Origin of the sequence: Aquimarina sp. AU58 (genome assembly GCF_900312745.1) — a bacterium.
GTDB lineage: Bacteria > Bacteroidota > Bacteroidia > Flavobacteriales > Flavobacteriaceae > Aquimarina > Aquimarina spinulae.
On the sequence record NZ_OMPD01000006.1, the window covers coordinates 85,745 to 101,889 of the forward strand.

General features: G+C 33.3%; 17 protein-coding genes and 2 riboswitches. Of the genes, 14 read left to right on the plus strand and 3 right to left on the minus strand.

Translation table 11 applies throughout. The features are described from left to right. The first annotated feature begins 74 nt into the window (after positions 1-74). Positions 75-1,436, plus strand: a complete 1,362-nt coding sequence (locus tag DK441_RS01780; protein WP_109097216.1) for a sigma-54 dependent transcriptional regulator — start codon at positions 75-77, stop codon at positions 1,434-1,436. Here the strand turns inward: DK441_RS01780 and DK441_RS01785 are convergent. Further along, positions 1,433-3,865, minus strand: coding sequence for an ATP-binding protein (locus DK441_RS01785; protein WP_109097217.1), 2,433 nt, complete (start codon positions 3,863-3,865; stop codon positions 1,433-1,435). The two genes, DK441_RS01780 and DK441_RS01785, sit on opposite strands and share 4 nt — an antisense overlap. 111 nt (positions 3,866-3,976) lie before the next feature. After that, a riboswitch (TPP riboswitch) is annotated at positions 3,977-4,082 on the plus strand. 153 nt (positions 4,083-4,235) lie between these two features. Here DK441_RS01785 and DK441_RS01790 point away from each other — a divergent pair. The 10 genes from DK441_RS01790 to DK441_RS01835 all read left to right on the plus strand — a co-directional run bounded on the left by DK441_RS01790 (position 4,236) and on the right by DK441_RS01835 (position 13,792). Continuing rightward, entirely contained in the window at positions 4,236-6,455 is a 2,220-nt protein-coding gene (locus tag DK441_RS01790; protein ID WP_109097218.1) for a TonB-dependent receptor, read from the plus strand. Between the two features lie 63 nt (positions 6,456-6,518). Next, positions 6,519-6,618, plus strand: a riboswitch (TPP riboswitch). Between the two features lie 72 nt (positions 6,619-6,690). Next, complete coding sequence (gene thiS / locus DK441_RS01795; protein ID WP_025664454.1) at positions 6,691-6,891, plus strand: sulfur carrier protein ThiS; 201 nt, start codon at positions 6,691-6,693, stop codon at positions 6,889-6,891. Positions 6,892-6,966: 75 nt separating this feature from the next. Then, complete coding sequence (gene thiC, locus DK441_RS01800; protein WP_109097219.1) at positions 6,967-8,826, plus strand: phosphomethylpyrimidine synthase ThiC; 1,860 nt, start codon at positions 6,967-6,969, stop codon at positions 8,824-8,826. Between the two features lie 84 nt (positions 8,827-8,910). Beyond that, positions 8,911-9,513: a thiamine phosphate synthase gene (locus tag DK441_RS01805; RefSeq protein WP_109097220.1), complete on the plus strand. Its 603-nt coding sequence runs from the start codon at positions 8,911-8,913 to the stop codon at positions 9,511-9,513. An 18-nt stretch (positions 9,514-9,531) separates the two neighbouring features. Beyond that, on the plus strand, positions 9,532-10,308 hold the full coding sequence (locus DK441_RS01810) for a hydroxymethylpyrimidine/phosphomethylpyrimidine kinase (protein WP_109097221.1): 777 nt from the start codon (positions 9,532-9,534) through the stop codon (positions 10,306-10,308). 11 nt (positions 10,309-10,319) lie between these two features. Next, positions 10,320-10,967, plus strand: a complete 648-nt coding sequence (locus DK441_RS01815) for a thiamine phosphate synthase (protein WP_109097222.1) — start codon at positions 10,320-10,322, stop codon at positions 10,965-10,967. A gap of 3 nt (positions 10,968-10,970) precedes the next feature. After that, a complete protein-coding gene (locus tag DK441_RS01820) occupies positions 10,971-11,744 on the plus strand; it encodes a thiazole synthase (RefSeq protein ID WP_109097223.1) in 774 nt (257 codons plus the stop codon). A gap of 88 nt (positions 11,745-11,832) precedes the next feature. Further along, positions 11,833-12,183 carry a four helix bundle protein gene (locus tag DK441_RS01825; RefSeq protein WP_025664447.1) on the plus strand — a complete coding sequence of 117 codons (351 nt, stop codon included), beginning with the start codon at positions 11,833-11,835 and terminating at the stop codon, positions 12,181-12,183. Further along, complete coding sequence (thiH, locus tag DK441_RS01830) at positions 12,183-13,322, plus strand: 2-iminoacetate synthase ThiH (protein ID WP_109097224.1); 1,140 nt, start codon at positions 12,183-12,185, stop codon at positions 13,320-13,322. Before DK441_RS01825 ends, thiH begins: the two co-directional genes overlap by 1 nt. Positions 13,323-13,381: 59 nt before the next feature. Further along, positions 13,382-13,792 carry a hypothetical protein gene (locus DK441_RS01835; RefSeq protein ID WP_074406993.1) on the plus strand — a complete coding sequence of 137 codons (411 nt, stop codon included), beginning with the start codon at positions 13,382-13,384 and terminating at the stop codon, positions 13,790-13,792. 26 nt (positions 13,793-13,818) lie between these two features. Here the strand turns inward: DK441_RS01835 and DK441_RS01840 are convergent, their stop codons facing one another. Beyond that, positions 13,819-14,250, minus strand: coding sequence for a hypothetical protein (locus DK441_RS01840; RefSeq protein WP_109097225.1), 432 nt, complete (start codon positions 14,248-14,250; stop codon positions 13,819-13,821). Positions 14,251-14,370: 120 nt separating this feature from the next. Between DK441_RS01840 and greA the strand changes: the two genes are divergently transcribed. The 3 genes from greA (at position 14,371) to DK441_RS01855 (ending at position 15,780) form a co-directional block, all read left to right on the plus strand. Continuing rightward, positions 14,371-14,847 (plus strand): transcription elongation factor GreA, encoded by a 477-nt coding sequence (greA, locus tag DK441_RS01845; protein ID WP_074406995.1) that lies wholly within the window; start codon positions 14,371-14,373, stop codon positions 14,845-14,847. 126 nt (positions 14,848-14,973) lie between these two features. Next, on the plus strand, positions 14,974-15,363 hold the full coding sequence (locus DK441_RS01850) for an HIT family protein (RefSeq protein WP_074406996.1): 390 nt from the start codon (positions 14,974-14,976) through the stop codon (positions 15,361-15,363). Positions 15,364-15,369: 6 nt separating this feature from the next. Further along, on the plus strand, positions 15,370-15,780 hold the full coding sequence (locus tag DK441_RS01855) for a thioesterase family protein (RefSeq protein WP_109097226.1): 411 nt from the start codon (positions 15,370-15,372) through the stop codon (positions 15,778-15,780). On the opposite strand, the gene DK441_RS01860 is transcribed toward DK441_RS01855, so the two are convergent. Beyond that, positions 15,777-16,136, minus strand: coding sequence for a hypothetical protein (locus tag DK441_RS01860; RefSeq protein WP_160111917.1), 360 nt, complete (start codon positions 16,134-16,136; stop codon positions 15,777-15,779). The two genes, DK441_RS01855 and DK441_RS01860, sit on opposite strands and share 4 nt — an antisense overlap. Between the last annotated feature and the right edge of the window lie 9 nt (positions 16,137-16,145).

Genomic DNA, 16,145 nt, shown 5'->3' on the forward strand with positions numbered 1-16,145 from the left:
ATGTTTTTATTCGAACTAAGTATTTTAAATCGTAATTTTATACAATAGCTTTTTTAGGGAATAAATTTTTAAATATGTCTAAGATACTTATCGTTGAAGATGATGTGGCTTTTTGTACAATGCTAAAGACCTTTTTACAAAAAAAGGAATATGAGGTCTTTACAGCATTTTCTGGTAATGAAGCTATTCAAAAAATAAAGAAAGAAACTTTTGATGTTGTACTTTCTGATGTGAGATTACCCGATAGTGATGGTATTACCTTATTAGCCGAAATTTTAAAACATAGCTCGGATACTCAAGTAATTATTATGACGGGTTATGCCGAAATCAATATGGCTGTTAGTGCTATTAAACAAGGAGCTTTTGATTATGTTTCAAAACCGTTTAATCCAGATACTATACTACATACTATAGAAAAAGCACTATATAAACAAAAACCTATATCAGACAAAACAGTTAAAGAAAGGGAAACTAATGTAACACAGCCTAAAATACCAAAAAGGGCTAATGATTCTTTTGTTCGTGGAGTTAGTGATGCTTCCAAAAAACTAAATGAATATGTTGCTCTGGTAGCTCCTACACGCATGTCTGTTTTAGTAATAGGAGATAGTGGTACAGGTAAAGAATACGTTGCCAGCAGTATTCATAAAGCAAGTAAGCGAGCAGATAAACCATTTGTAGCGGTAGATTGCGGAGCTATTCCTAAAGAAATAGCTTCCAGTGAGTTTTTTGGGCATATAAAAGGATCCTTTACCGGGGCGGTAAATGATAAAGTGGGTCATTTTGAGGCTGCCAATAAAGGAACATTATTTTTAGATGAAATAGGTAATCTAAGTTATGAACTACAAGTTCAATTGTTAAGAGCACTTCAGGAACGAAGAATCAAGCCAGTAGGTAGTAATAAAGAAATAGAAGTAGATATTAGAGTAATAGTCGCTACTAATGAAGATCTTAGTCATGCAGTAAAAGAAGGAGATTTTCGAGAAGATTTATATCATAGATTAAATGAATTTTCTATTAAGGTGCCACCATTGCGAGATAGAATTGAAGATTTGATGCTTTTTGCAAATCACTTTCTTGAAGAATCAAATATCGAATTAGAAAAACATGTAGTTGGATTCACAGATGAAGTATTGGAAGCATTTAAAAAATACAATTGGCCTGGTAACTTAAGGGAATTAAGAAATATGGTAAAACGATCTGTTCTTCTTTCTCAAAGTGATATGATTACATTAGATGTATTACCAAATGATATTGCATATGCTCCTCATAATGCAAAACAAAATTATGGCTTGTTTAAAAACCAAAATGAACAGGAATTGATTCTTGATGCATTAGAAAAAGCAAATGGAAATAAAGCTAAAGCTGCCAGAATGCTTTTGATAGATAGAAAAACACTGTACAATAAATTAAAACAGTACGATATTAGTCTTTAATTTTCTACTTTTAATTTATCAATTAAATCTTCAATTTTTTCGATACCTTCATTTGTTAGATGTAATATCGCTTTTTTATTAAGATGATATTGATCCGGATGTTCTAGCTTTTCTAGAATAGGTACTACTTCTTTTGCCTTGATCTGTTTAAACATAGGAAGCATTTTGTGAGCAATCTTTTTAATATGATAGATATCTTTTTTTCTGATTGTTGTTTTTAGTTCTTTAACATTGTCAATAGTACTTTCATAAAATGTATCTAGAATTGCATATAAAGAATCAGAATCACCTTGCGCAAAAAGCATTAGATCGCTAAGAGAATATTGTTCGTTAGATAGGTTAAGACCATTATGAGTTGTCCCATTATAATTGGTTAAATCAACACTAAGTATCTTGGCAATAAGATCAATTAATTCTTTTGGGGCATATGGTTTTCGCAAGCTGGCAGCAAATCCAGCCTCTCGATACTCTGTAAAAGAAGTATCTGTTCTACCAGATAATGCAACAACTGGTATAGTGGATTGATTTGCATTACTTTTTATAGATTGTAAAAGTTCAAAACCACCCATTTTTGGCATTTGAATATCAGTAAGCACAAGATCGTATGTATTGGTCTGTAATAATGAGATCGCTTCAATACCGTTTTTACAAATATCATAAGTCAGACCGGCTAATGTAGCTACCTCACTGGTTAGAGCTAATTGACTAGGATCATCATCAACGATCAAAACCTTCTTATTTGTAAGATTCTGTATTTCTGGAACTTCTGATTCTTCTTCGGGGATTGATATATCAGACTGTTTAAAAGGAATATAAAATGTAAATTTACTACCTACATTAAGTTCACTCTCTAATTCGATTTTACCTTTTAAGAGTTTAATTATTTTTTTGGTAATAGCAAGCCCTAAACCAAAACCACCGTACTTTTTTTCGGTATTATCATCTCCTTGAGAAAACTCTTCGAAAATATAATGCTGTTGCTCCTTTGTAATTCCAATTCCTGTATCTTTTACAGATATAACCAATTGTTTTTCCGACAAACCATTTTCGATAACCTTACTATCAATTGTTATAGAGCCTTCATTAGTAAATTTATAAGCATTATTTACCAAATTTGTCAATACCTGTTTTATTCTAAAAGGATCTCCTAAATACTGTTTTTTTAATTGAGGATCTGTTATAATCCTAATATCAAGATTTTTCTTATCATTTATAGGAATAACACTAGAAATCGTATTTTCTATTAATTTTTGTGGAGAAAACGGAAGCTCTTCAATTACCATTCGACCGGCCTCAAGTTTTGATAAATCAAGAAGGTCATTTACCAGGTGAAGAATATAGTCTGATGATTTTTTTAAGTGATCCAGATAATGCTTTTGCTTATTGTCTAGCCCGGTTCTTTCTAATAAATCCGAATATCCAATAACCGTATTTAAAGGAGAACGAAGGTCATGAGTAACCGTATTAATTAAAGATTCCCGTGTTTTTAAAAGAGATTCGGTATATGTTTTTTCGGCTTCGAGTTCATTACGGTATTTTTGACTTTTAGAAACATCTTTAGTAATCAAAAACAGAAATATGATTGCTATTAGCAGACTAATGGCTGCAATTATTACAATAATATCTGCGGTATTATTTAGAACCTGATTAGAAGCTTCTAGACGTGCAAAATATTCATTTCTTTCATTACGCTCAATAGAAGCAAGTAAGTCTCTTAGCTGTTTTGTAATGATTTGATCTTTTTTGAGAAGATTGTTCTCCTTTAGCGTTATTTCACGCCTATATTTCTTATCCTTTTGTTCAAGCTCAGCAAGTACTTGTTTTACAGAAGTCGCTAATGAATCGACTGTCTGATTGGTAAGTCGTTTTGCATTATCTTGTCTGGTTAATTCTAGAATATTTATCAGTGCCCTTCTTGTACGAGGATCATATTTTTTAAATCGGATATCATATTTGGTATATCCGCCAAAGCTTTTGTTTACTTTTTCCAGTTCATCAATAGCAGTCTCGTATAACCCTTTTTGTTTTCGCTGCTCATAAACTTTAATAAGCTCTTCGAGGTTTTTATTTTTACTATCAATAAGATGTTTGATACTATCGATTTTTCGAGTTTGTAAAGTATCATCAGATATTTCAGAAACCTGATTAATTGTTTTTAAGATGGTATCTATTTTAGCTTTATAAGTAATAAACTTTTTAACATCAGAAGTTTGAATGATATTTCTTGTTAAGCTTTCTGCTTCATATAACCCTGTTATCGTTTCACCAACAAGAAAGAGTTTTTCGTTATTTTGATTTTTGATTTCGGTAATTTGAGTATAATTACCTAATTGCTGGTAGATAACCCAAAATGCAGTTACAGCAAGTAAACCTGCAAGTAGATAACCTGCAATAATTTTAAAAGTAACCGATCTTTTCGTATTCTTCATAACCCTTTTATAACTTCAAAAACCCTAAAGCATTGCTTTGTTTTAGTATAGATTCTACATTACATCAAATAAATGTACAATAAATCAATAAAACACAGTATTTTTGCGCCAAAATCTCAAAAGGGGTGCTTTTTAAGTTTAAAATGTAAAAGGCTGAGATCATACCCGATGAACCTGGGCGAGTAATGTTGCCAAGGGACTGTGGAACCAAAAAAGGTACGATGTGCCTCTTTTGTGATAAGCAAGATGACATTATAGAAAATACCAAAACTTTAGGTAGCATGTATATTCTTAATGGTATCAAGCTTTTTTTAAGTACTAATTTTATAACAGAATAATAACCCCTTTTATTCGTAATGAATGTTTACGGATGAAAAACGTATTATTATATTTTACACTTTTATTATTGAGCATTAACCTTACGGCTCAGGAAAAATCAACAGATTCTACTCAAACCAAGATAGAAAAACTAGATGAAGTTTTAGTAAAATCTGTACGAGTAGAGGCAGATTCACCTATCACCCATTCTAATTTGTCTAAAGAGGAACTGGCGACACGCAATCTAGGTCAGGATATTCCGATTTTATTAAATTATTTACCAGGAGTAGTTACGACTTCTGATGCAGGAACTGGAGTTGGGTATACATATATTAGAGTAAGAGGTAGTGATGCATCAAGAGTAAATGTTACATTAAATGGGATACCTTTTAATGATGCAGAGAGCCAGGGTACATTTTGGGTAAACCTTCCTGATTTTGCATCTTCTGTCGAAAACCTTCAACTTCAGCGTGGGGTAGGAACTTCAACTAATGGTTCGGGAGCTTTTGGAGCAAGTTTAAACTTATTAACAGACGCTGTTTCTGAAAAAGCTAATGCAGAAATTTCGAATACTGTGGGGTCCTTCGGAACCAGAAAGCATAACTTAAAATTTAGTACAGGATTAATTAACGAAAAGATAGAAATAGCAGGTCGTTTATCAGCTATTGCATCAGACGGCTATGTCGACCGTGCTTCTTCAGATTTAAAATCGTATTTCGTACAAGGATCTTATGTAAACGATAACACTTTAATTAAAGCAATTACTTTTGGTGGACATGAGATTACATATCAATCGTGGAATGGTATTGATAAGACTACTTTAGAAAATGACAGACGATTTAATCCAATAGGATTTCAATATGATGCCGAAGGAAATCTTCAAGGGTTTTATGAGAATGAAGTAGATAATTATAAACAAGATCATTACCAATTGCATTGGAACCAAAAGTATAATAATAACTGGTCTACAAATTTAGGCCTAAATTATACGTATGGTCGAGGATTCTTTGAGCAATATGTAGATGAGTGGCATTATAGTAATGTGTTATTTTCTGATCAGGCTACTTTGGCATTCTTAGGAGTAAATCCTGTTACTGTTAACGGAGAAGAAATTACACAAACCGATTATCTTCGTAAAAGATGGTTGCAGAACGATTTTTATGTTGCAAATGCTAGTGTGAATTATAAAGATAAGAATCTCGATATCGATTTTGGTGGATTCTATAGTTATTATGACGGAGATCATTTTGGTGAAATTATTTGGACAGAGAACCCTATCGGTTTTCAGAGCGGAGACAAATACTATTTTGGAAATGGAAAGAAAACCGAATACTCTGTTTTTGGTAAAACCACCTATAGAATTAATGACAAATGGAGCGCATTTTTAGACTTGCAAGGGCGTTTTGTAAATTATAAAACCTCAGGGTTAACTTCAAAAAGAGTAGCACTTCAAGTAGATAAAAACTACGCATTCTTTAACCCAAAAATGGGAGCAACCTTTCATGTAAATGATGCAAATCATCTATATGTATCTTATGCCAGAGCTAATAGGGAACCAAGAAGAGATGATTTTGAAAATGGGATAGATACAGCAGAGAGACTTAATGATATTGAACTAGGATGGCGATTAGCAAAAAACAAAGTAATAGTAAATACCAACCTTTATTATATGTGGTATAGAGATCAATTGGTACTAACAGGAGCATTAGATGATGTAGGTGCGCCAATTAGAGCAACTAGTGGAGAAAGCTATCGTTTGGGAATCGAAATAGATGCAGATATTACACTTTCTGATCAATTTGTAGTTAAACCCAATGTTTCATTAAGTACGAATAAGAATAAAGATTTTATAACCTCTAGAGATGGTAGTTTAGCAAATCTTGGAGATACAAACATCTCATATTCTCCTAATATTGTAGCGGGCAATATGTTTATATATCGCCCTATAAAAAACCTTCAATTAGGATTGCTGTCTAAGTTTGTAGGAGAGCAATACATGGGGAATATTGATAGTAAGGTTTCGAAACTCGATAGTTTCTTTATAAATGACCTTAATGTGGTATATGAAATCAAAAATATTCCTGTTTTTAAATCTATAGTATTAACAGGGTTGGTTAATAATGTCTTTGATGAGGAATATGTGTCTAATGGATACTTTTTTACATTTGATGATGATTTTTCTAATCCAGGTACGGTGACTACCATCGAGGGAGCAGGTTTTTATCCGCAGGCAGGGATTAATTTTTTACTTGGAGCAACATTAAAATTTTAAATAAGAGGAGGTTAAAACTTGGCTTTAACCTTCTTTTTTGTATAAGTTTTATTACTTTTATAACATAAACTTTAGGGGTGTCCTTAACTTCGGTTAGGTCTGAGAAATACCCTTTGAACCTGATGCGGTTAGTACCGACGAAGGGAAAAGTAAATATCACATTTTTATACGTGTGATTTTTCTTCTCTATTTAGGCAATTACGACCTAAAGTTTATGGAATTAATATATAAAAAAATGACCATAAACGTTAACAATCAATCTCAATCAATTTCAGAAAACAGTTCAATTAAAAAACTGTTAGAGCAATTAGATATTCTTCCTAACGGAATTGCTATTGCCATTAATAATAAAGTCATTTCTAAAGAAGAATGGGAACAAACAATGATAGAAAACGATGATGATATAGTAATCATAAAAGCTACTCAAGGAGGGTAAGTTAATTACAAATCATTAATACCATAAGAAAAACTAACAGCAAAGGGTATAATCAAAACCTGAAATACAATATTCATGAAGAAAAAAGATACAGCACCACAGGACACCGTAATTAGTACCACACCTTTTCCAAGTTCAAAAAAAATCTATGTACCTGGAGCTATTCATCCACAAGTTAAAGTAGCAATGCGAGAGATCGAATTAAGTGATACGGTCGATAGCATTACAGGAAAAAGAACCGTTAATCAACCTGTTACTGTTTATGATACGAGTGGTCCATATACCGACCCTTCAAAAGAGATCAATGTACATAATGGGATCGAGCCTATTCGGGAGCAATGGGTTTTAGACCGTGGAGATGTAGAAGAATTAGATAGTTTTTCTTCAGAATATTGTAATAAGAGACTAAATGATTCTAGTTTGGATCATCTTCGATTTAACCATCTTCGTAAGCCAAAACGAGCTAAAAAAGGAAAAAATGTTTCCCAGATGTATTATGCGAAACAAGGCATCATCACTCCCGAAATGGAATATGTAGCTATACGCGAAAATCAAAAACTTCAAGAAGTAAAACGCCTTTCTAAACAACATCCCGGTCAAGATTTTGGAGCTAGTATTCCCGAGGTAATTACTCCAGAATTTGTAAGAGAAGAAGTTGCCAGAGGAAGAGCTGTTATACCATCTAATATCAATCACCCAGAAAGTGAACCTATGATTTTAGGGAGAAATTTTTTGGTGAAAATCAATGCCAATATCGGTAATTCTGCTACAACATCAAGTATCGAAGAAGAAGTAGAAAAAGCAGTATGGGCATGCCGCTGGGGAGCAGATAATATCATGGATCTTTCTACAGGAAAAAACATACATGAAACCCGTGAGTGGATTATTCGTAACTCACCAGTACCCATAGGAACAGTACCTATCTATCAGGCATTAGAAAAAGTGAATGGTAAAGCCGAAGATTTAACCTGGGAAATTTTTAAAGATACATTGATCGAACAGGCAGAACAGGGAGTAGATTATTTCACCATTCATGCAGGAGTACGTCTGGCATATGTGCCTATGACGGCAAAGCGTATCACCGGTATCGTTTCTAGAGGAGGATCTATTATGGCAAAATGGTGTCTTGCACATCATAAAGAAAGCTTTTTATATACAAATTTTGAAGAAATATGCGAGATTATGAAAGCTTATGATGTAGCATTTTCGTTAGGAGATGGGTTACGACCGGGTTGTATTGCAGATGCTAATGACGAGGCACAGTTTGCAGAGTTAGAAACACTGGGAGAATTAACAAAAATTGCCTGGAAACACGATGTACAAACCTTTATCGAGGGACCAGGACATGTGCCAATGCATATGATCAAAGCAAATATGGATAAACAATTAGAAGCTTGTGGAGAAGCACCTTTTTATACCTTAGGTCCTTTGACTACTGATATTGCTCCCGGATACGACCATATCACTTCGGGAATCGGAGCTGCTATGATAGGTTGGTATGGAACTGCGATGCTGTGTTATGTGACCCCAAAAGAACATTTAGGATTACCAAATAAAGAAGATGTACGTACAGGTGTGATCACCTATAAGCTGGCAGCGCATGCCGCAGATTTAGCAAAAGGACACCCGGGAGCGCAACATCGAGATGATGCCTTAAGTAAAGCGCGTTTTGAGTTTCGATGGGAAGACCAATTCAATTTATCTCTGGATCCAGAACTGGCAAGAGAATATCATGATGAAACACTACCGGCAGAAGGTGCAAAAATTGCTCATTTCTGTAGTATGTGTGGCCCAAAATTCTGTTCGATGAAAATATCTCAGGAGGTACGTGATTATGCTGCAAAAAAAGAAATTGATGACCGAAAAGCACTCGAAGCAGGGATGCAGGAAAAAGCAGAAGAATTTAAAGAAAAAGGAAGCGAAGTATATTTATAGGTGTCAGCAATTAGGTGTTGGGTTTCAGTAATCCTGATACCTAATTGCTGATACCCGGTAACTAAAACCTGATATTTAAAACCTATGCTAATCATATTAACCTCAGAACGAGAATTAGAGAACGAAGCAGGTAAAATCAATAAACTTTTCGATAGTGGTCTGGAGATACTGCATTTTCGCAAACCAACATTAGATGTAGAAGGATATAGAACTTTCCTCAACCAAATTGACACAAAATACTACAACCGTATTATGATACATCAATTTCATGAGTTATGTGAAGAATTTAATTTGAGAGGAATTCATATTCAGGAGCAACCACGATTGGATTTAGAAGAAAAACTAGAAGAATATATTAATAATTATAAAACAAAAGGCTATAAAGTAAGTAGCTCCTTTCATTCTAAAGAGGATATAAAAAATTGCTCGGTTAATTTTGAATATGTGTTATTAAGCCCTGTTTTTAGTTCAATTTCAAAAGTTGGTTATACTGGAAAAGGATTTGATGTTACTGACCTAAATGAATTTGTAATAGGGATGGGCGGAATTAATGAAAACACATTGCAAGCAACATTCGATCTGGGATATAGAGGAATCGGTGTTTTAGGTGGAATATGGAATACAGAAGATTCATTAAAAAGTTTCAAAATAATTTATGATAAACTTAAAACGATACAAATTACTTAAAGTTGATTCTTAATAAGAATGGTAAAAAGACCGTACATACTTACTATAGCAGGCTTTGATCCGTCTAACGGAGCTGGACTTACTGCAGATATTAAAACAATCGAAGCATTAAAAGGCTATGGTTTATCTGTTTGTACTGCAAATACGATCCAGAATGATGTTGAATTTATATCGTGCCAATGGATGGATTTTGATGTGATTAAAAATCAAATAGATATACTATTTGATCGGTTTGCAATAACGTATGTAAAAATAGGAATCGTTCAAAACTGGGAAGTACTCAATCAAATTATTGATGTTGTATTAGAAAAAAATAATGCAATTAAAATTGTTTTAGATCCAGTATTAAGATCTAGTTCTAATTTTAATTTTCATTCTTATAATGACAATTTGGATGATCAGAATAATATTGAAAAACAGTTTGAGGAAATATTAAACAAAATTTACCTTCTAACACCAAATTATAATGAAATAGAGAAATTGTACACAAGTAAAACTATAGAAGAAACAATTACTCATATCTCTAGTAAAGTTAATCTTTTTCTGAAAGGAGGGCATAGAAAAGAAGCAGTTGGAAAAGATGAACTATTCACTAAAAGTGGAAAGAATTTTGTGTTTAACCCAAAAAAACAAAATGTATCAGAAAAACATGGAAGCGGTTGCGTGCTTTCTTCAGCAATTACTACATATTTGGCATTAGGATTTCCATTAATAAAAGCTTGTTATAGAGGAAAAAGATATACCGAAAAAGTACTGAGTTCTAATGGTAGTTTGCTAGGGTATCATAGAATTTAATAATAAAGATTATGAAAGAAGTAGGTTTACAATATATTTCACAAGGCAAAACTCCACAGGAGCATCTTAAAAATATAGAGAATGCTTGCAAAGCTGGTTGCAAATGGATACAACTACGCCTTAAAGAGGTTGATATGGCTACTTATTTAAATACAGCGTTGCAATGTAGAAATATCTGTGATCAATATGATGCAATTATGATTATCAATGATAATGTAAGTGTGGCAAAAGCTGTTCTGGCCGATGGCATACATTTGGGATTAAATGACATGAATCCCCAAGAGGCACGAAAAATTCTGGGAGATAATTTTATTATTGGTGGTACTGCAAATACATTAGAAAACTGCATACAACATATAGAAGATGGTGTAGATTATATAGGTCTTGGCCCTTATAAACATACAATAACCAAAAAGAAACTAAGTCCGGTATTAGGGATTGATGGTTACACAAGTATTCTTGTCAAATTGAAAAATCAAAATTTAGAATTACCCATAATTGCAATTGGAGGAATTACAGAAAAGGATATTACCACACTTATGCAGACAGGAATATCAGGAATTGCTGTTTCGGGAGAATTGACAAACCAGGTAAATCTGGAGAAAAAAATAAAAACTATAAAAAAACTAATGGTTCAAAAGCTACCAGCTAATCGTTAAGAAATGGAAAAATTAAAAATTGCAGATAAAGAATTTTCATCCCGTTTATTTACGGGTACAGGAAAATTTAGCTCTTCTCAGTTAATGAGGGATGCATTACTTATATCAGAAAGTGAACTAATAACGGTAGCATTAAAAAGAGTTGATGTTAATAATGAGAATGATGATATATTAAAACATTTAGATCATCCGCGAATTAATTTACTCCCTAATACATCTGGAGTTCGGGATGCTAAAGAAGCAATCTTTGCTGCTCAATTGGCAAGAGAAGCACTAGAGACCAATTGGATAAAGCTAGAGATTCATCCGGATCCAAAATATTTATTGCCAGATCCTATTGAAACCTTAAAAGCAGCTTCAGAATTGGTGAAACAAGGATTTGTAGTCATGCCATACATTCATGCAGATCCTGTTTTATGTAAACGATTAGAAGAAGTAGGAACACAATGTGTGATGCCACTAGGTGCGCCTATAGGAAGTAATAAAGGCTTAAAGACATTAGAGTTTTTAGAAATTATCATAGATCAAAGTAATGTTCCTGTAATTGTAGATGCTGGTATCGGAAGCCCTTCTCATGCGGCTCAAGCGATGGAGATTGGTGCAGATGCAGTATTAGTAAATACGGCTATTGCAGTATCTCAACAACCAATAACGATGGCAAAAGCATTTAAAATGGCCGTAGAGGCAGGTCGTATGGCGTATCATTCAAAATTAGCTCCTGTTAGACAACATGCAGAGGCGAGTAGCCCGTTAACATCATTTTTAACACAAGGTTAAAAAGAGGTCTCAGAATTTGGGTATCAGGTTTCTGGTATTGGGGGGTAATGTCGAAAAGTGATACTTAGAAACTGATTAAAATATGTTTATGAGAGATTTTAAAGAATTAAAAGTTTGGAAAGAAAGCCATAAATTATGTTTACTAATTTATGAATTAACTAAGCGGTTTCCTGATGACGAGAGGTTTGGGATTATATCACAACTAAGAAGAGCATCCACTTCTGTTCCAACCAATATATCTGAAGGTTGTGGTCATGATTCCAACAAAGAATTTGCAAGATTCTTACGAATTGCTTCTGGATCTATTTCAGAGGTCGAATATCTTTTGATTTTATCAAAAGATTTAGGCTATTTAGAAAAAGAACAAGCAAATGATCTGTTAAACAAGGTAGTTTTTATCAGAAAGATGTTGTTTAATTTAGTTAAAGCAATTAAGTAATGACAGATGCCCGATACCAGTTACCTGATACCAGTTTCAAAGATATATTCGAACAATATAATTGGGAAGCAACACTGTCTAGCATTTTTTCTAAGACAGAAGCAGATGTTGTTCATGCTCTAGAAAAACCTAAAAGAGATCTTGAAGATTTTAAAGCATTGATTTCTCCTGCAGCAAAACCATATTTAGAGCATATGGCGCAAATAAGTAGCTATACTACTAAAAAACGTTTTGGCAACACCATCCAGATGTATACCCCTATGTACTTAAGTAATGAATGCCAAAATATATGTACGTATTGTGGATTTAGTATGACTAATAAAATTCCGAGAAGAACATTAACCGATCAAGAAATTCTAAAAGAAGTAGATTTTCTAAAATCCAAAGGCTATGATCATATCCTTTTGGTTACGGGAGAAGCTAATAGGACAGTGGGAGTAGATTATATCAATAATACCATACAACTTATACAATCAAAATTTGCGAATATTACGATAGAGGTACAACCATTAGATCAGTCTGATTATGAACTATTAATTAAAAATGGTTTGTATGCTGTATTAGTGTATCAGGAAACATACCATAAGTCGGCATATAAAAAACATCATCCAAAAGGAAGAAAATCTAATTTCGATTATCGATTAGAAACTCCGGATCGATTAGGTAAAGCAGGAATTCATAAGATAGGATTAGGAGCTCTTTTTGGGTTAGAAGATTGGAGGGCGGATAGCTTTTTTACAGCATTGCATCTTAACTATTTGCAAAAAACATACTGGAAAACAAAATATTCGATATCCTTTCCGAGACTAAGACCACATAGCGGTGGGCTAGAGCCAAAAGTAGCAATGACAGATTCGGATTTGGTACAGTTAATATGTGCTTTTCGATTGTTAGATGAAGATGTAGAATTGTCTTTGTCTACTCGAGAAAGTGAAGTGTTTAGAGAACATATTGTAAATCTTGGAATCACTTCTATAAGTGCCGAATCTAAAACTAATCCGGGAGGTTATGTCGTAGAACCACAGTCTTTAGAACAGTTCGAGATTTCTGATGAACGTTCTACAGGAGATGTAGTCAAAATGCTTAAAAATAAAGGATTAGAAGTGGTTTGGAAAGATTGGGCCTATAATTGGAAATAAATTGTAATATATTTAAGGGCTAAAACTGTTTTGGATATAGGATGTGTAATTTTATTTTTATGAGTAGGATAATTGCTGTAATTTCTCTTTTTCTTTTTTGGAATCATTTAAGTTATGCCCAACAAGAGGAGGGTATAGGAGTAATACAATATGTAAACCCAATACTGGTTGAACTAAAGCCTAATGTACCAGTAATGCTTACAGACTCTTTGTCTATTCTATTAACAGGTTATTCTCATAAACGCCCAACACACGGTGCCAGTGGTCCAACAAAAACAGGTGTACAGCTATCGCTTTCTAAAGGAAATAATTGTGGAGAAATAGAGGTTTACAGGTATGGTTTACAAGGGGAAACAGAGTATACATATGCTCCTTCATCCTGGAACGATGAGTATGAATTTAAGTTAATGGATTTTGATTTTCCGCTTTCTTTTAAAGTTGTGATTTCAAAAAGACAAGATACAGACTAAAACCAAGTTGTTTTTTCTTTGTATAACTAGTTAGATATAAATAACGTATTTCCTTCTCGTCGCACATTATATCGCCTTAATCCAAATTGACCCTCTCCAGAGGTTTGCTGTCCAGTAACAATATTGTAACTGTTTCCGTCATCGCAATTGCAAGTAGCGGTGATCCCATCAATTGTCTGAGTAGAACAGGAGCTGGGAGCATGATTAGGGTCACTAAGCTCAAAAGCAGCATACTGAGTATTATCAATATTATAAATGATGACTCCTTTAATACTTCCGTTTTCTGAGTTATCTACAAAATGATTACTCGGAAATTTAAGCGCGTTAAATTGAGGTAAATTAAGATTGATTTGATAATTAACACTCGAAGGAGGTAGAAATTGATTATTATCTCGATTATCATCACTGCTACATGATAAAACCAAAAGGATACTTGCTAAAAATAAAGTCTTTTTCATAACACTAATATTGTATTGGCAAATTACGTAAATTTGTAGTCTTCAGTAAAATTTTTGTTATCTTTGAATAACAAATCCCATTCTTATGGGATTTTTTGTATTTATATAAACGATGAAGTTATGAGCAAAGTATCTTATTATACTGCAGAGGGGCTTAAAAAACTAAGAGACGAAGTAAGTCAACTTAAGGATGTTGAGCGCCCAAAAGCTTCTCAAGCAATAGCTGAAGCGCGTGATAAAGGGGATTTAAGTGAAAATGCCGAATATGATGCCGCAAAAGAAGCACAGGGATTATTAGAGATGAGAATTTCTAAATTGGAAGAAACTCTTTCGAATGCACGTTTAATTGACGAATCTCAATTAGATACATCTAAAGCCCTTATACATTCTACTGTAAAGATCAAAAATCAAACTAATGGTGCCGAAATGACCTATAAATTGGTAGCACAAAGTGAAGCAGATCTTAAAACAGGAAAAATATCTGTAGATTCTCCTATCGGAAAAGGTCTATTAGGAAAAAGTGTTGGCGAAATAGCCGAAATACAGGTTCCTAATGGGATTATGAAGTTTGATGTTGTAGAGATTTCAAGAGAATAAAAGAAGTAATTTTTTAGATTTTATTACAAGCCTTTTTTAATTTTTTAAAAAAGGCTTTTTTATGGTTTTGACTTACAGATAAATAAACTATATTTCCAAAACCGTAACCCAACTAAAATTTAATTAATGTCTACCCTATTTACTAAAATTGTAAATGGCGAAATTCCATCGTATAAAGTGGCCGAAGATGAGAATTATTACGCCTTTTTGGATATTAGTCCAAATGCAAAAGGACATACGCTTTGTATTCCTAAAAAAGAAGAAGATAAAATATTTGATCTGGATGAAGACGAATATCTGGAGTTAATGCGCTTTTCTCGTAAAGTAGCTAAAGCTATAGAGAAAACAGTTTCTTGTAAACGTGTTGGTATTGCCGTTGTAGGTCTAGAAGTACCACATGTACACGTACATTTAATTCCGTTAAATGAAATGAAAGAAATGACTTTTCAGCATAAAATTTCTATGACAGAGTCTGATTTTAAAACATTGGCAAAAGAGATTCATTCGAATTTATAAAGACATATGCAAGAATCTGATTTTAAATTATCTCTACAACTTCGTATTGATTGGAGTGAGATGGATACCTATCAGCATGTGAACAATGTAAATTTCATGAAATATATGCAAAGTGCACGTGTTCAATTCTGGGAAGTAACCGGTTTGGCAACATTATATGCCGAAACTAAAAAGGGACCTATGTTGGTTTCTACCCGATGTGATTTTAAAAACCCTTTGTTTTTTCCGGGAAATGTAGTAATTAAAACTAAAGTCGAATTTATTAAAAACTCTAGTTTTGGATTATATCATCAATTGTATAATGATGAGGGCGTACTTTGTGCAGAAGGTCATGATGTAGCAGTTTGTTTTGATTTTAATACAGATAAAACCTTTCTGATTACAGATGAATTACGAGGGGTTATGAAACAATATTAGATTCCTAAAAGATCAGGTCTATAAAGATAGATATACAGAAAAGCTGCTATAGCTATTGCAAGAAGTGTTAGAATATAAAACAATTTGGTAAAACGTAATGATCCAGATTGACGAGTGATTGTTTTTTTATGATAATCATAGACTCTCTCTATATCTGTGGTCCACTGTCCTGGAAAAATTTGATTTTCACATTTGTTACAGTTAATACTTTCGACAATATTGCTTTTGGTTTTTACCAGAAATTTTGATTTTAGTCTTTGCTGTTTGAAAGAAAGTACCATGCCATCAGTAGAGTAGCATTCTGGACAATTATTGTTAAGAGTTGTTTCCTTTAAAATAATATACTCAGTTTTCACTTTGTTTAG

Bases quoted from the DNA above. Each gene is read 5' to 3' on its own strand.
- DK441_RS01780 (WP_109097216.1), top strand. From the start codon at position 75: ATGTCTAAGATACTTATCGTTGAAGATGATGTGGCTTTTTGTACAATG.
- DK441_RS01785 (WP_109097217.1), bottom strand. From the start codon at position 3,865: ATGAAGAATACGAAAAGATCGGTTACTTTTAAAATTATTGCAGGTTAT.
- DK441_RS01790 (WP_109097218.1), top strand. From the start codon at position 4,236: ATGAAAAACGTATTATTATATTTTACACTTTTATTATTGAGCATTAAC.
- thiS (WP_025664454.1), top strand. From the start codon at position 6,691: ATGACCATAAACGTTAACAATCAATCTCAATCAATTTCAGAAAACAGT.
- thiC (WP_109097219.1), top strand. From the start codon at position 6,967: ATGAAGAAAAAAGATACAGCACCACAGGACACCGTAATTAGTACCACA.
- DK441_RS01805 (WP_109097220.1), top strand. From the start codon at position 8,911: ATGCTAATCATATTAACCTCAGAACGAGAATTAGAGAACGAAGCAGGT.
- DK441_RS01810 (WP_109097221.1), top strand. From the start codon at position 9,532: ATGGTAAAAAGACCGTACATACTTACTATAGCAGGCTTTGATCCGTCT.
- DK441_RS01815 (WP_109097222.1), top strand. From the start codon at position 10,320: ATGAAAGAAGTAGGTTTACAATATATTTCACAAGGCAAAACTCCACAG.
- DK441_RS01820 (WP_109097223.1), top strand. From the start codon at position 10,971: ATGGAAAAATTAAAAATTGCAGATAAAGAATTTTCATCCCGTTTATTT.
- DK441_RS01825 (WP_025664447.1), top strand. From the start codon at position 11,833: ATGAGAGATTTTAAAGAATTAAAAGTTTGGAAAGAAAGCCATAAATTA.
- thiH (WP_109097224.1), top strand. From the start codon at position 12,183: ATGACAGATGCCCGATACCAGTTACCTGATACCAGTTTCAAAGATATA.
- DK441_RS01835 (WP_074406993.1), top strand. From the start codon at position 13,382: ATGAGTAGGATAATTGCTGTAATTTCTCTTTTTCTTTTTTGGAATCAT.
- DK441_RS01840 (WP_109097225.1), bottom strand. From the start codon at position 14,250: ATGAAAAAGACTTTATTTTTAGCAAGTATCCTTTTGGTTTTATCATGT.
- greA (WP_074406995.1), top strand. From the start codon at position 14,371: ATGAGCAAAGTATCTTATTATACTGCAGAGGGGCTTAAAAAACTAAGA.
- DK441_RS01850 (WP_074406996.1), top strand. From the start codon at position 14,974: ATGTCTACCCTATTTACTAAAATTGTAAATGGCGAAATTCCATCGTAT.
- DK441_RS01855 (WP_109097226.1), top strand. From the start codon at position 15,370: ATGCAAGAATCTGATTTTAAATTATCTCTACAACTTCGTATTGATTGG.